This is a genomic window from Kitasatospora sp. NPDC001119, assembly GCF_053598475.1.
This window is the reverse complement of record NZ_JBSFKI010000002.1, coordinates 330,919-345,007: the sequence shown is the minus strand read 5'-3', so window position 1 is coordinate 345,007 and position 14,089 is coordinate 330,919. Positions and strand designations below refer to the sequence as shown.

At 70.9% G+C, this 14,089-nt stretch carries 11 protein-coding genes, 1 tRNA gene and 1 pseudogene; 8 read left to right on the top strand and 5 right to left on the bottom strand.

Annotation, left to right across the window (positions count from 1 at the left end; translation table 11 throughout):
* Nucleotides 1-53 precede the first annotated feature (53 nt).
* Nucleotides 54-989, top strand: a complete 936-nt coding sequence (locus tag ACWDD9_RS03920) for a LysR family transcriptional regulator (protein ID WP_449810709.1) — start codon at nt 54-56, stop codon at nt 987-989.
* Between the two features lie 61 nt (nt 990-1,050).
* Here the strand turns inward: ACWDD9_RS03920 and ACWDD9_RS03915 are convergent.
* Nucleotides 1,051-1,124, bottom strand: a tRNA-Gly gene (locus tag ACWDD9_RS03915).
* A gap of 276 nt (nt 1,125-1,400) precedes the next feature.
* On the opposite strand from ACWDD9_RS03915, the gene ACWDD9_RS03910 reads away from it, so the two are divergent.
* Together ACWDD9_RS03910 and dcd are read left to right on the top strand one after the other, a co-directional pair.
* Nucleotides 1,401-1,622, top strand: coding sequence for a hypothetical protein (locus tag ACWDD9_RS03910; protein ID WP_074001850.1), 222 nt, complete (start codon nt 1,401-1,403; stop codon nt 1,620-1,622).
* Nucleotides 1,623-1,693: 71 nt separating this feature from the next.
* Complete coding sequence (dcd, locus tag ACWDD9_RS03905; RefSeq protein ID WP_049651628.1) at nt 1,694-2,269, top strand: dCTP deaminase; 576 nt, start codon at nt 1,694-1,696, stop codon at nt 2,267-2,269.
* Nucleotides 2,270-2,364: 95 nt separating this feature from the next.
* Here the strand turns inward: dcd and ACWDD9_RS03900 are convergent, their stop codons facing one another.
* From ACWDD9_RS03900 to ACWDD9_RS03885, 4 genes and pseudogenes are all read right to left on the bottom strand, one after another.
* Nucleotides 2,365-3,255, bottom strand: a complete 891-nt coding sequence (locus ACWDD9_RS03900) for an alanyl-tRNA editing protein (RefSeq protein WP_074001851.1) — start codon at nt 3,253-3,255, stop codon at nt 2,365-2,367.
* Nucleotides 3,256-3,379: 124 nt separating this feature from the next.
* A complete protein-coding gene (locus tag ACWDD9_RS03895) occupies nt 3,380-4,435 on the bottom strand; it encodes a Yip1 family protein (RefSeq protein ID WP_449810708.1) in 1,056 nt (351 codons plus the stop codon).
* Between the two features lie 186 nt (nt 4,436-4,621).
* Nucleotides 4,622-5,695 (bottom strand): annotated as a pseudogene (locus ACWDD9_RS03890) (sugar phosphate nucleotidyltransferase); the annotation flags it as partial.
* Between the two features lie 342 nt (nt 5,696-6,037).
* The gene (locus ACWDD9_RS03885; RefSeq protein ID WP_387976491.1) at nt 6,038-8,281 is read right to left on the bottom strand and encodes a (Fe-S)-binding protein; all 2,244 of its coding nucleotides are present in this window, start codon (nt 8,279-8,281) and stop codon (nt 6,038-6,040) included.
* Between the two features lie 308 nt (nt 8,282-8,589).
* Here ACWDD9_RS03885 and dnaK point away from each other — a divergent pair, with 308 nt between their 5' ends.
* The 5 genes from dnaK (at nt 8,590) to ACWDD9_RS03860 (ending at nt 14,064) form a co-directional block, all read left to right on the top strand.
* Nucleotides 8,590-10,431 carry a molecular chaperone DnaK gene (gene dnaK, locus ACWDD9_RS03880; protein ID WP_074001854.1) on the top strand — a complete coding sequence of 614 codons (1,842 nt, stop codon included), beginning with the start codon at nt 8,590-8,592 and terminating at the stop codon, nt 10,429-10,431.
* Nucleotides 10,428-11,045, top strand: a complete 618-nt coding sequence (gene grpE / locus ACWDD9_RS03875; protein ID WP_049650422.1) for a nucleotide exchange factor GrpE — start codon at nt 10,428-10,430, stop codon at nt 11,043-11,045. The genes dnaK and grpE overlap by 4 nt, the downstream gene beginning before the upstream one ends.
* Nucleotides 11,046-11,191: 146 nt before the next feature.
* Nucleotides 11,192-12,355, top strand: a complete 1,164-nt coding sequence (gene dnaJ, locus ACWDD9_RS03870) for a molecular chaperone DnaJ (RefSeq protein ID WP_049650429.1) — start codon at nt 11,192-11,194, stop codon at nt 12,353-12,355.
* A 7-nt stretch (nt 12,356-12,362) separates the two neighbouring features.
* On the top strand, nt 12,363-12,893 hold the full coding sequence (locus tag ACWDD9_RS03865; RefSeq protein ID WP_380741244.1) for a heat shock protein transcriptional repressor HspR: 531 nt from the start codon (nt 12,363-12,365) through the stop codon (nt 12,891-12,893).
* A 163-nt stretch (nt 12,894-13,056) separates the two neighbouring features.
* Complete coding sequence (locus ACWDD9_RS03860; protein ID WP_449810707.1) at nt 13,057-14,064, top strand: helix-turn-helix domain-containing protein; 1,008 nt, start codon at nt 13,057-13,059, stop codon at nt 14,062-14,064.
* The last annotated feature ends 25 nt before the right edge of the window (nt 14,065-14,089 follow it).

Sequence of the window (14,089 nt, the reverse complement as noted above, 5' to 3'; positions counted from 1 at the left end):
AACCGTTTCGCCCACCCCGCACAACCACAGGTTGTTCTCTACAGTGGATCGGCGTGGACCTCGAAGCAGTGCGCACCTTCGCCGCCATCGCGGAAGCCGGCCAGTTCCAGAAGACCGCCGTCGACCTGTCGATCACCCAGCAGGCCGTCTCCAAACGCGTCGCCGCTCTGGAGCGCGACCTCGGCGTGCGGCTGTTCACCCGCACCCCGCGCGGCGCCGAACTCACCATCGACGGACAGGCGTTCCTGCCCCACGCCCGCGAACTGCTGCGCGCCGCCGAACGCGCGGTCGCGTCCGTACGGGCCGGCCGCCGCCCGCTGCGCGTCGACGTGCTCAACTCGCGCGGAGCCGTCTCGGGTCTGATGCGCGACTTCCACCGCGCCCACCCGGACATCGACCTCGACGTGCTGATGCTGCACGACATCGAGACCGCCGTGGCCGCCGTCCGCTCCGGCACGATCGACGCCACCTTCCGCGCCGTCGCCATGCCCGGCCGGCCGCTCCCCGAGGACATCGCATCCGTCCGGGTGCTCGACGAACCGCTCCACCTCCTCACCGGCCCCGCCCACGCCCTGGCGGGCGCCCGGACGCTGACCGTCGCCGACCTGGCCGGCCACCGGATCTGGATGCCCGGCATCGTCCCCGGCACCGAGTGGGGCGCCTACTACGCCGACCTCGTCGCCGAGTTCGGCCTCACCATCGAGGCCACCGGCCCCAACTTCGGCTCCGACGCCCTCCTCGACACCATCGCCGACACCCCAGCCCTCGCCACCTTCATGAGCGAGCGGACCCGCCTCGTCTGGCCCGCCGCCCACGGCCTGCGCCGCATCCCGGTGACCGACCCGACGCCCGTCTACCCCCACTCACTCCTCTGGCACCGCGACAACCCCCACCCGGCCCTCCCCGCCCTCCGGGCCCACCTCGCCACCGCCGCCCCCACCCCCGGCACCCCCGGCACCTGGACCCCCGCCTGGACCCACCCCCACTGACCGCCCCGACCGGCCCCGGACAACGCGAAAGCCCCAGGCCACTGGCCTGGGGCTTTACTGCTGGAGCGGGCGACGAGAATCGAACTCGCGCTCTAAGCTTGGGAAGCTCATGTTCTACCATTAAACTACGCCCGCCTGATGAGCCGTCAGAGACCGCTCGATCCAGTGTCACTGTACCCCATTCGCACCGGTGGTTGCACAGGGGGTCGGTGGACGTGGCGGAGCCGGGTGGGGCGGGTGTGGAGGCGTACTGTGTGGGCCGCGCGCGAGTGCTCCGGTGGGTGGGGGCCGAGGCGGCGAGCCATGGTGAGGAATGTCCGGAACATCCCCTAATGTGACGCTGTCCCGGGGCTCGGCCGTCGGGGCGAGTGCGTACGGGTGAGTACTGGGTTAGGGATGGGAAGGGGATCGATGGAGCAGCGCGCCGTCGTTCGTTGTGCCGAGGGGCACCTGTTCAGCACCACCACGTTCCCGATGCAGAACCTCGGTCCTGGCCGGCTCGGGCCCGGACGGTTGATCCGCTGCCCGCAGTGCGGACGGATGCGGAGTTCGGTGCTGGCCGACGTGCGGGAGCTGTCGGAGCCGCAACTGGCGCGGGCGATGCGGTTGGAGGCCGCGGAGTTCCTGGCCTGACGGTCGCGGAGGGACGGAACGGGCCCCGGGCGGATTCGTCCGGGGCCCTGTCGTGCACGTAACCTCGAAGCGTGCTGCTCTCTGACAAGGACATCCGGACCGAAATCGACCTGGGTCGGGTCGTCGTCGACCCGTTCGACCCGGCGATGATCCAGCCGTCGAGTATCGACGTGCGCCTCGACCGCTTCTTCCGCGTGTTCGAGAACCACAAGTACCCGCACATCGACCCCTCCGAGGAGCAGCCGGACCTGACCCGGCTGGTCGAGCCGGAGGGCGACGAGGCGTTCATCCTGCACCCCGGCGAGTTCGTGCTGGCCTCGACGTACGAGGTCATCACGCTGCCCGACGACGTCGCGTCCCGGCTGGAGGGCAAGTCGAGCCTGGGCCGGCTGGGCCTGCTCACCCACTCCACGGCCGGCTTCATCGACCCCGGTTTCAGCGGCCACGTGACCCTGGAGCTGTCGAACGTCGCGACGCTGCCGATCAAGCTCTACCCGGGCATGAAGATCGGGCAGCTGTGCCTGTTCCGGCTCTCCTCGCCCTCGGAGCACCCGTACGGCTCGGAGCGCTACGGCTCGCGCTACCAGGGCCAGCGCGGCCCGACGCCGTCCCGCTCGTACCTGAACTTCCACCGCAGCGACGTCTGAGCACAGGACCCGCAGGACCCGCGGGCCCCACGGAGCGCACGCACGACGGGCGGCCTGACCCCTCACCCGAGGGATCAGGCCGCCCGCGGCGTTTCTCAGGCCCGCTTCGGGCTGGTGACGGCTACCAGCTCGGTGCCGTCCTCGGACAGCCGCAGCTCGGTGCGCAGCTCGGCCAGCTCGCCGAGGTGGTGCAGGTGGGTGCCGCCGCAGAAGATCTGCGCGCCGCCCTCGGGCAGCTCGCAGTGCCACTGGCGGCGGGCGGTGAGCTCGGGGCCGGGCACCTCGATGCGGACCGGGGCGTCGGCGGCGACCCAGGCGGCCAGCCGGGCGTTGACGGCCTCGGTGAGGGCCGGCAGGGCGTCGGCGAGGGCCGGGAACTCCTCGGTGGCGTCCACCGTGAAGCCCTTCTTCTTCAGCGACTTGCCGAGCCGGTAGGTGTCGGTGCTGGCCGCGGTGTCCATCACCGAGCTCGCCATCGCGAGGCTGTCGAAGTCCGGGTGGCCGAAGGCGTCCGAGCGGCCCGGGTCCTTGCGCCAGCGCGGGGCGAGCGCGGCGTTCAGGGCGAGGGCGAGCAGGTGGCAGCCGCTGTGCGAGGCGCTGAGGGCGCCCCGGCGGTCGGCGTCGACGGCGAGCGCGGCGGTGCGGCCGACGAGGTCCCCCGGGTCGCCGTCGACGACGTGCAGGACCAGCCAGGACCACTCCTCGTCACCGCGCCGGACCGGGATGTCGGCGCCGACCAGTGGCTCCCCGCCCTCCGGGCCGACGGCGCCGGTCAGGCAGTCGACCACGGCCAGCTCGGTGCCGTCGACGGTCAGGGTGCCGAGGTCGGCCGGCTGGTCGGGCCAGGTGTGGTCGAGCGGGTGGAACGGGGTCGCCGCGGTGACGACGGCGTACCGGCCGTCGGCCAGCGGGTGCACCGCGAGCACCGGGGACTCGCCGGTCACCGCCCCGGCCGGGAAGCTGACGTGGGTGGTGGGGAGGGTCATTCCTGGCTCCGGTGAAGGTGGGACGACGAGGGTGGGGCGGGCCCGGCGCTCGGCCGCGACCCGCCCCCATTCTGCCCTTCGCCCGTCGGAGCCCTCGGCCCGGCATCGCTCCGCCCGGTGCGGCTCAGCCCAGCGTCGGCAGCTTGATCAGCACCAGCAGCGCCACCAGCTGTATCGCCGAGGCGGCCGCGGCCTTGCCCCAGGGCAGGTCGTGCAGCCGCCGGACCATGCTGGTCAGCAGGTACGCGCAGAGCATCCAGGTGGCCCAGCCGACGACCTGGACGACGGCGCTGCCGGAGGGCAGCACCAGGTCGAGCAGCAGCCGGGGCGCGTCGGTGAGCCAGCCGATCAGCGCGGCCAGGCCGACGGTCGCCTTCCACGGGCCGTCGCCGCCCAGCTGGCGGGCCATCGCGTAGGTGACCCCGCCGAAGAGCGCGCCGGCCACGGTGAAGCCGATGGCGGCGGCGAGGATGCCGGTCAGCGCCACGGTGAAGGTCGAGTTGACGATGTCGTCGTGGGTGAGCCCGATGCCGAGCACCGCGAGCGCGCCGTACAGCAGCGAGACGGTGAGGGCGGGCAGCCAGACCTGGTGGTCGCGGGTGCGGTCGAAGACCGCGGTCGGGCTGCGGAACAGGCCGGTGAACAGTTCGCGCCAGTGCGGCCGGGGCCCGGCGACGTGCGGGGCGGACTGGCCGCCGGCCCGGTAGACGGCGACGTTGTCCTGGCCGTACGGCTGCTGGTCGTAGCCCTGCTCGGCGCCGTAGCCCTGGTCGGGGCCGTAGCCCTGCTCGGGGCCGTAGGGCGGCTGCTGCCCGTGGCCGTCGTCGTAGTAGCCGTGCTCCTGGCCGGGGTGCCCCTGGTACGGCGGCTGTCCCTGGTACGGACCGCCGGCCGCGTACGGGTCGCCGACGGGGAAGGCCCGGGTGCTGCCGGGCCGGTCCGCCGCGTACGGGTCGTACCCGTCCCCCGCCGTCTGCCCGGGACCACCGGGCGTGCCGGGACCGCCCGGACCGCCGGGCGCGCCGCCGGGCCCGCCGGGCGTCGCCGCGTGCGGGGCCGTGAAGTACTCCGGCCCGTCCGTCCCCCCGTGCCCCCCGGGCGCGGACGGCGGCGGAGGGGCCGACCACCCGCCGCGCGGACGGTCCGCGCCCTGACCGTTGTCGTATCGATTACCAGCCACGGTCCGAAGGTACCCGTCCGGCCCGGCCCGCGGCGGCCCCGGACGAAGCCGGGGCCGGTTTGCAGCGAGGCTGAGACGAACGGGGCCGAAAACCCGCGGGGCGCGGGGTGGCTACCGCTGTGCGCCGACCGACGGCCCGTGCACCGCCGCGGCCGCGCTGGTGCCGGCCGGGCAGCCGCCCGGGCCGGCCGAGGTGCGGACGGCGCCGACCGGCAGCAGGGTGCCGCAGGCGATCCGGATGCCGTTCGGCAGCTCGTTGTCCGACTCCACGATCGCGCCGTCGCCGATCACCGCGCCGTCCAGCGCCGAGCGGGCGCCGACGGTGGCGAAGGCGCCCACGATCGAGTCCTTGACCAGGGTGTCCGGGCCGATCACCGCGCCGGGCAGGATCACGCTGCCCTCGACGATCGCGCCGGCCTCGACCACCGCGTCCTCGGCGACCACGGTGCCGCCGCTGAGCACCGCGCCCGGGTGGACGGTGGCGCCGGGCAGCAGCAGGGCGTCGCCGGTCGGGCCGGGGACGGCCGGGGAGTCGACCTTGCCGAGCACCAGGTCGGCCGAGCCGCGGACGAAGGCCGCCGGGGTGCCCAGGTCCAGCCAGTACGAGGTGTCGACGACACCGCGCAGCAGCGCGCCGGTGGCCAGCAGTTCGGGGAAGGTCTCACGCTCGACGGACACCTCGCGGCCGGTCGGGATGCGGTCGATCACGGACCGGGTGAAGACGTAGCAGCCGGCGTTGATCTGGTCGGTGACGATCTGCTCCGGGGTCTCCGGCTTCTCCAGGAACTCCAGCACCCGCCCGTCCTCGTCGGTCGGGACGAGGCCGAAGGCCCGCGGGTCCTCGACCCGGGTCAGGTGCAGGGTGACGTCGGCCCCGGCGGCCACGTGGCCGTCGCGCAGGGCGGCGATGTCGACGCCGGAGAGGATGTCGCCGTTGAAGACCAGGACCGGTTCGTCCGGGCCGCAGGTCAGGCCGGAGGCGGCGTTGCGGATCGCCCCGCCGGTGCCCAGCGGCTCGCGCTCGGTCAGGTAGACGAGCTCGATGCCGTACGGGGTGCCGTCCTGGAAGTGGTCCTCGAACACCTCGGCCAGGTACGAGGTGGCCAGCACGACGCGGGTGACGCCGGCGGCGGCCGCGCGGGCCAACTGGTGCGCGATGAACGGGACGCCTGCCACCGGCAGCATCGGCTTGGGGGTGTGGGTGGTCAGCGGACGCAGTCGCGTGCCCTTACCACCGACCAGCATGATCGCCTCGGTCATGGTCTGCGCTGTTCCCCTTGTGGTCTCTGCGGCCCGGCCCGGCGGGCCGACACCTCGTCGTCGGTCTGGACCCGGCCGTGCGGCCGGCGCGGGTCGCCACCCGCCCGGGGCTTCCGTCCGGAACGGGTCGACCGGCACGAAGCCGGTCCGGGCCTACTGTATTTGCTTCCGACCGAATGCCCGTCCGGCGCCTGTGCGATTGCCGTCACCCCCCGTACGCCCGCCGTACCGGGGCAGGCCGTCCGGAGCGACCGAAAGCCCGGCCCGGCGGGCGCGTTCGCGGCGTCCACCGGGCCGGGCAGTTGTAGCAGAACTGTCGAACAGCGGGCTCGTCGGCGCCGGTCAGGCGCCGACCGTCGCGGGCTGCTCCTCGTCCCCGGTCGGCGGGAGGGCCTTCACCGAGTCGAGCAGCAGCTGGGCCACGTCGACCACCTTCAGGTGCTCCTTGGCCGCGCCCTCGTTCTTCTTGCCGTTGACCGAGTCGGAGAGCATCACCAGGCAGAACGGGCAGGCGGTGGAGACGATGTCCGGGTCGAGCGACAGCGCCTCGTCCACACGCTCGGTGTTGATCCGCTTGCCGATGCGCTCCTCCATCCACATCCGGGCACCGCCGGCGCCGCAGCAGAAGCCGCGCTCCTTGTGCCGGTGCATCTCCTGCTGGCGCAGACCGGGGACCTTGTCCATGATCTCGCGCGGCGGGCTGTAGACCTTGTTGTGGCGGCCCAGGTAGCAGGGGTCGTGGTAGGTGATCAGGCCCTCGACCGGGTTGACCGGGATCAGCTTGCCCTCGTCGATGAGGTGCTGCAGCAGCTGGGTGTGGTGGATGACCTCGAAGTGGCCGCCCAGCTGCGGGTACTCGTTGGCGATGGTGTTGAAGCAGTGCGGGCAGGTGGCCACGATCCGCTTGACCGGGGCGTCCTCCAGGGCCGCGTTCAGCGTCTCCACGTTCTGCGCGCCGAGCATCTGGAACAGGAACTCGTTGCCCAGGCGGCGGGCGGAGTCACCGGTGCAGGACTCCTCCTTGCCGAGGATCGCGAACTTCACGCCCGCGGTGTGCAGCAGCTCGGCGAAGGCCTTGGTGGTCTTCTTGGCGCGGTCCTCCAGGGCGCCGGCGCAGCCGACCCAGTAGAGGTACTCGACCTCGGCGGGGTCGATGTCCTCGCCGATCACCGGCACCTCGATGCCGGTCTCCTTCTTGAGCTCCTTGACCCAGTCCAGGCGGGCCTTGGTGGCCATGCCCCACGGGTTGCCCTTGTTCTCCAGGTTCTTGAGCATCGTCCCGGCCTCGGTCGGGAACGAGGACTCGATCATCACCTGGTAGCGGCGCATGTCGACGATGTGGTCGATGTGCTCGATGTCCACCGGGCACTGCTCGACGCAGGCGCCGCAGGTGGTGCAGGACCACAGCACGTCCGGGTCGATGACGCCGCCCAAACCACCGGAGTCAGGGGCCTCGGCGGTGCCGATCAGCGGGCGCTCGGCCTCGGCCAGGGCGGCCGCCGGGACGTCCTTGAGCTGCTCGGAGGTGGCCCGCTCCTCGCCCTCCATGTCCTTGCCGCCGCCGGCCAGCAGGTACGGCGCCTTGCCGTAGGCGTGCTCGCGCAGGCTCATGATCAGCAGCTTCGGCGAGAGCGGCTTGCCGGTGTTCCAGGCCGGGCACTGCGACTGGCAGCGGCCGCACTCGGTGCAGGTGGAGAAGTCGAGGATGCCCTTCCAGGAGAAGTGCTCGACCTGGGAGACGCCGAAGACGGCGTCCTCGGCCGGGTCCTCGAAGTCGATCGGCCGGCCGCCCGAGGTCATCGGACGGAGGGCGCCGAGCGCGGTGCCGCCGTCCTCCTCGCGCTTGAAGTAGATGTTGAAGAAGCCGAGGAAGCGGTGCCAGGCCACGCCCATCGAGGGGTTGAGGCCGATGGTGGTCGCCCACGCGAACGAGATGCAGATCTTCAGCATCGCGAACAGGTAGATCAGGTTCTCCAGCGTGCCGTGCGACAGGCCGCCCAGCGCGGAGACCAGCGGGTACGAGACCAGGTGCTCCGGCCCGTACGAGTCGACGCCGTTGAGGGCGCCCTCCAGGCCGCGCAGCATCAGGATGCACAGGCCGATGCCGAGGATCGTGTACTCGACGTAGAAGGCCTGCCAGGCGATCGAGCCGGCGAACCGGGACTTGCGGCCGGACCGGGACGGCAGGCTCATCAGCCGGATCACGATCAGGACGGCGATGCCCAGCGTGGTCAGGGTGCCGACCAGCTCGACGAAGAGCTGCCAGATCATCCAGTGGCCGATGATCGGCAGCGCGAAGTCGGCGTCGAAGAGCTGGCCGAAGGCGTTGACGATGGTCAGCACCAGGCTGAAGAAGCCGACCGCCACGAACCAGTGGGCGATGCCGACGATCCCCCAGCGGTTCATCCTGGTGTGGCCGACGAACTCGGTCGCGACGGTCTTCACCCGCTGGGCGGGCTGCCCGAAGCGGGTGGAGTCCGGCGCACCGGTGCGGACCACCTTGTAGATGTACAGCGCCGCACGGGCGGCGAGCGCGGTGCCGATCACGAATGTGACCAGCGAGATGACGATCGCTGCTAGCTGCATCGGCTCTCCGTCTCCTGCGGCTTTGCGGTTGAGCAGGCTCTGCGTTACACGGTCTTGGGAACTGAGTGTACTGGTCGGTAACTTGCCGGGCCGACGGCCCGGACATTACCGGTGACCGACCGTCGTCCAGAAGATTCCCAAGCTATGGCGGCAGTCACGTGGCCGCACCCCCGCCCCGGCGTGGCGCGCCCACTCCGCCCCGTCGCTCAGCAAAGTTGAGCGAGCGGCGCTCATAGCTGTTGACTCCGTCCACCGGGTCGTGCATCCTTGAGCCTGTAAAGCTCAACTCTTCCGTGGAGGTATCTACGATGGCACGCGCGGTCGGCATCGACCTCGGTACGACGAACTCGGTCGTCAGCGTTCTGGAGGGTGGCGAGCCCACCGTCATCACGAACGCCGAGGGCGCTCGGACCACGCCGTCCGTCGTCGCCTTCGCCAAGAACGGCGAGGTCCTCGTCGGCGAGGTGGCCAAGCGCCAGGCGGTCACCAACGTCGACCGCACCATCCGCTCGGTCAAGCGCCACATGGGCACCGGGTGGAAGATCAACATCGATGGCAAGGACTTCAACCCCCAGCAGATCTCGGCCTTCGTGCTGCAGAAGCTGAAGCGGGACGCCGAGGCGTACCTGGGCGAGACGGTCACCGACGCCGTCATCACCGTCCCGGCGTACTTCAACGACTCGGAGCGCCAGGCCACCAAGGAGGCCGGCGAGATCGCGGGCCTGAACGTCCTGCGCATCGTCAACGAGCCGACCGCGGCCGCCCTGGCGTACGGCCTGGACAAGGACGACCAGACCATCCTGGTCTTCGACCTCGGCGGCGGCACCTTCGACGTCTCCCTGCTGGAGATCGGCGACGGGGTCGTCGAGGTGAAGGCCACCAACGGTGACAACCACCTCGGTGGCGACGACTGGGACCAGCGCGTCGTCGACCACCTGGTCAAGGTCTTCCAGGGCGGCCACGGCGTCGACCTGTCCAAGGACAAGATGGCCCTCCAGCGTCTGCGCGAGGCCGCCGAGAAGGCCAAGATCGAGCTGTCCTCGTCCTCCGAGACCTCGATCAACCTGCCGTACATCACGGCCTCCGCCGAGGGCCCGCTGCACCTGGACGAGAAGCTCACCCGCGCCCAGTTCCAGCAGCTGACCGCGGACCTGCTGGAGCGCTGCAAGGTCCCGTTCCACAACGTCATCAAGGACGCCGGCATCTCGCTGTCCGAGATCGACCACGTCGTCCTCGTCGGCGGCTCGACCCGCATGCCGGCCGTCGCCGAGCTCGTCAAGGAGCTGACCGGCGGCCAGGACGCCAACAAGGGCGTCAACCCGGACGAGGTCGTCGCCATCGGCGCCGCGCTCCAGGCCGGTGTCCTGAAGGGCGAGGTCAAGGACGTCCTGCTGCTCGACGTCACCCCGCTGTCCCTCGGCATCGAGACCAAGGGCGGCATCATGACCAAGCTGATCGAGCGCAACACCACGATCCCGACCAAGCGCTCCGAGATCTTCACCACGGCCGAGGACAACCAGCCGTCCGTGCAGATCCAGGTCTACCAGGGCGAGCGCGAGATCGCGGCGTACAACAAGAAGCTCGGCATGTTCGAGCTGACCGGCCTGCCGCCGGCGCCGCGCGGCCTGCCGCAGATCGAGGTCACCTTCGACATCGACGCCAACGGCATCATGCACGTCGGCGCCAAGGACCTCGGCACCGGCAAGGAGCAGAAGATGACCGTCACCGGCGGCTCCTCGCTGCCGAAGGACGAGGTCGACCGCATGCGCCGCGAGGCCGAGCAGTACGCCGAGGACGACCACAAGCGCCGCGAGGCCGTCGAGACGCGCAACTCCGCCGAGCAGCTCGTCTACTCGACCGAGAAGTTCATCGCCGACAACGCCGACAAGCTGCCGGGCGACGTCAAGACCGAGGTCGAGACCGCCATCGGCGAGCTCAAGGAGGCCCTGAAGGGCGAGGACATCGCGAAGATCCGCGAGGCCTCGGAGAAGGTCTCCACCACCGCGCAGAAGCTCGGCCAGGCGCTGTACGCCAACGCCGACGCCACCGCCGGTGCCGCCCCCTCCGGTGACTCCGCCCAGGCCAAGGACGACGACGTCGTCGACGCCGAGATCGTGGACGACGAGAAGCCCAAGGGCGGTGCGGCATGACGGACAAGCCGCAGGGCGGTAAGCCCGGCGACGACTCCGCCGCCGAAGAGGCCGTGATCAAGGCTGCCGAGGAGGCCGCCGCGGCCGGCAGCGGGGAGTCCGGTTCGGAGGGTCTCGCCGCCGCCAAGCGCGAGCTCGCCGAGCGCACCGGTGACCTGCAGCGCCTCCAGGCCGAGTACCAGAACTACCGCAAGCGGGTCGAGCGCGACCGGCTGACCGTCCGCGAGATCGCCGTCTCCAACATCCTGGAGTCGCTGATCCCGGTCCTGGACGACATCGGCCGCGCCCGCGAGCACGGCGAGGTCACCGGCGGCTTCAAGTCCGTCGCCGAGTCGCTGGAGACGGTCGTCGCCAAGCTGGGCCTGCAGCAGTTCGGCAAGGAGGGCGAGCCCTTCGACCCGACCATGCACGAGGCGCTGATGCACAGCTACTCCTCGGACGTCACCGAGGACACCTGTGTCCAGGTCCTCCAGCCCGGCTACCGCATCGGCGAGCGGATCATCCGCCCGGCGATGGTGGCCGTCGCCGAGCCCCAGCCCGGCAGCCAGGCGTCCACGGACGCCGAGGCCAAGTCCGCCGACGCGGACAAGTCCGACGGTGGCTCGGACAGCTGACAACCTGTGACGGGTGACAACCAGTGCGCTGCGGAGTCGTACGCCGGCCAGTACGGCGGCCGGCTCCGCAGCGCGCTGTCAGCAGTCGTGCTCGCAGCCGCTGTTGACAGCTCAGTGACGATGGACATCGGGAGGTGGCGTACGCCATGAGTGGCAAGGACTTTGTCGAGAAGGACTACTACAAGGTCCTCGGCGTGCCCAAGGACGCCACCGCCACCGAGATCAAGAAGACCTACCGCAAGCTCGCGCGCGAGTTCCACCCCGACGCCAACAAGGGTGACGCCAAGGCCGAGGAGCGGTTCAAGGACATCTCCGAGGCGTACGACGTCCTCTCCGACGAGAAGCGCCGCAAGGAGTACGACGAGGCCCGCAGCCTCTTCGCCAACGGCGGCTTCCGGGCCGGCGGCGGCCCCGGCGGCACCGGCAGCTACAGCTTCGACTTCGGCGACCTCTTCAGCGGCAGCCAGGGCGGCGCCGGCAGCGGGGGCGGCATCGGCGACGTCTTCGGCGGCCTCTTCAACCGCGGCGGCACCCGGCAGGCCCAGCCCCGGCGCGGCGCCGACGTCGAGACCGAGGTGACGCTCTCCTTCGAGGAGGCGGTGGACGGCGCGACCGTCCCGCTGCGGATGACCAGCCAGGCCCCCTGCCGCAGCTGCAACGGCACCGGCGCCAAGACCGGCACCACCCCGCGGGTCTGCCCGACCTGCGTCGGCGCGGGCACCGTCAGCCGCGGCCAGGGCGCCTTCGCGCTCTCCGAGCCGTGCAAGGACTGCCGCGGCCGGGGCATGATCGTCGACGACCCGTGCACCGACTGCCACGGCAGCGGCCGGGCCAGCTCGGCCCGCACCATGCAGGTCCGCATCCCGGCCGGCGTCCAGGCCGACCAGCGCATCCGGCTCAAGGGCAAGGGCGCACAGGGCGAGCGCGGCGGACAGCCCGGCGACCTCTACGTCACCGTGCACGTCGACCCCCACCCCGTCTTCGGCCGCAAGGGCGACAACCTCACCGTCACCGTGCCGGTCACCTTCCCCGAGGCCACGCTCGGCGCCACCATCGAGGTGCCCACGCTGAACGGCCCCGCCGTGAAGCTCAAGCTGCCCCCGGGCAGCGCCAACGGCCTCACCATGCGCGCCCGCGGCAAGGGCGCCACCCGCAAGGACGGCACCCGCGGCGACCTCCTCGTCACCGTCGAGGTCGTGGTGCCGCAGCACGTCACCGGCGACGCGCTGAACGCCCTCGAGCAGTACCGCGAGGCCACCGCCTCCGACGATCCGCGCGCCGCCCTCTTCCGGGCGGCGAAGGGAGCGTGACGACCAGATGTCCCCGATGAACCCGATCGACCCCGACACTCCGATCGGCCCCGGCCTCGGCGAAGGCCTGCCCGGCGCCGGCCCCCGCCGCACCCGCCGCGCCGCCACCGCCCCGCCGGCGTACGTCCTCACCGAGGACACCCCGGTGTACGTCATCTCCGTGGCCGCCGAACTGTCCGGCCTGCACCCGCAGACCCTGCGCCAGTACGACCGCCTCGGCCTGGTCTGCCCCGACCGCACCGCCGGCCGCGGCCGCCGCTACTCCGCCCGCGACATCCAGCAGCTGCGCGAGGTCCAGCGGCTCTCCCAGGACGAGGGCATCAACCTGGCGGGCATCAAGCGGATCATCGAGCTGGAGAACCAGGTCACCGCCCTCCAGTCCCGCGTCACGGAACTGGTCGACTCCCTGGAAGGCGCCGCCACCGCCCTCCAGCAGCGCGAGGCCGCCGTCCACGCCTCCTACCGCCGCGACCTCGTCCCGTACCAGCCCCCCACCCCGCAGTCCAGCGCCCTCGTCGTCTGGCGCCCCAAGCGCTGACCGGGCACCCACCGGCCGCCGGCCCCTCCTCTCGGGGGGTGCCGGCGGCTGCCGTGTGGTGAGAGAGTGACACCCTGACAAACTGACCGAACGGTCGCACGGTCGACGTGCCGCAGGATTCGCAGCCTAGACTTCAGGGCCGACAGATCCTGAACAGCCCCGGATGGACGGCAAGGAGCCGAAGATGAGTGGACGGGCTCAACTCGGTCCCACCGCGGGTGGGACTCCCGCTCTGTCACCCGAGGCCCGGGCCCTCTACCTGGAGATCGTCAGGGCCGGCGGGCGGGTTTCCTCGGAATCCAGGTGCCACCAGCCCAACACGCTCACCGAACTCCTGGAGATCGGGCTGCTGATGCCCGATGCCGACGAACGCAGCGACTTGGTCGCCGTCGATCCAGCACAACTCTCGGCACGACTGAGCGGTACTTGGCAGCGCCAGGCCCTCGACCTCCTGTCCCGGGCGGTTTCCCTTCCGGTTGAACTCCAGGAGCTTTCCCAGGAATTCCATGCGCCGGAAAAGAGCAGTGGCGCGATCGAATACGTCCAGGGCAAGGTTCTGATAAACCAGAGAATCGACCAACTCATGGCGGCGGGGGTCGAAGAAGCTCTTGCCCTGCAACCGGGCGGACCACGCCCGCCCGAACTGCTGGCCTCGATGGTCGAACGCGACCTCGATGCACTGAACAGTGGCACGGCCATGCGCACCATCTACCACGCCAGCACGCGCTACCACCAACCCACCAGGGACTACGTGGCCAGACTTGCGAAGGCCGGTGGGCAGTTCCGCACGCTGGACGAGCCGTACACGCGACTCATCGTCATCAACCGGCGGGCAGCTGTCATACCGGTGGCCGACGACATGACGCTGGCAGCATTCATCTTCGAACCGGTGATCGCCAATTATCTGGCAGAGGAAGTATTCGAACCAAGCTGGAACAGGGCTCTCGAATTCGACGGCAACCGCGCTGTTCCCCAGCAAGTAGTGTCGCGGCTCCGCCAGACCATCATCGACCTGCTGCTCGCCGGGATCAACCACCGGGTCATCGCACGCCGCCTGGGCATCAGTGAACGAACTCTCGCCCGGCACATAGCCGAAATGCGCGAAGACTACAACGTGGAGTCACTGTTCCAGCTCGGATATGCCCTCGCCCGCGCATCAGAGCACTCCTGACAGCAGGAACACACGAGGGATGTCG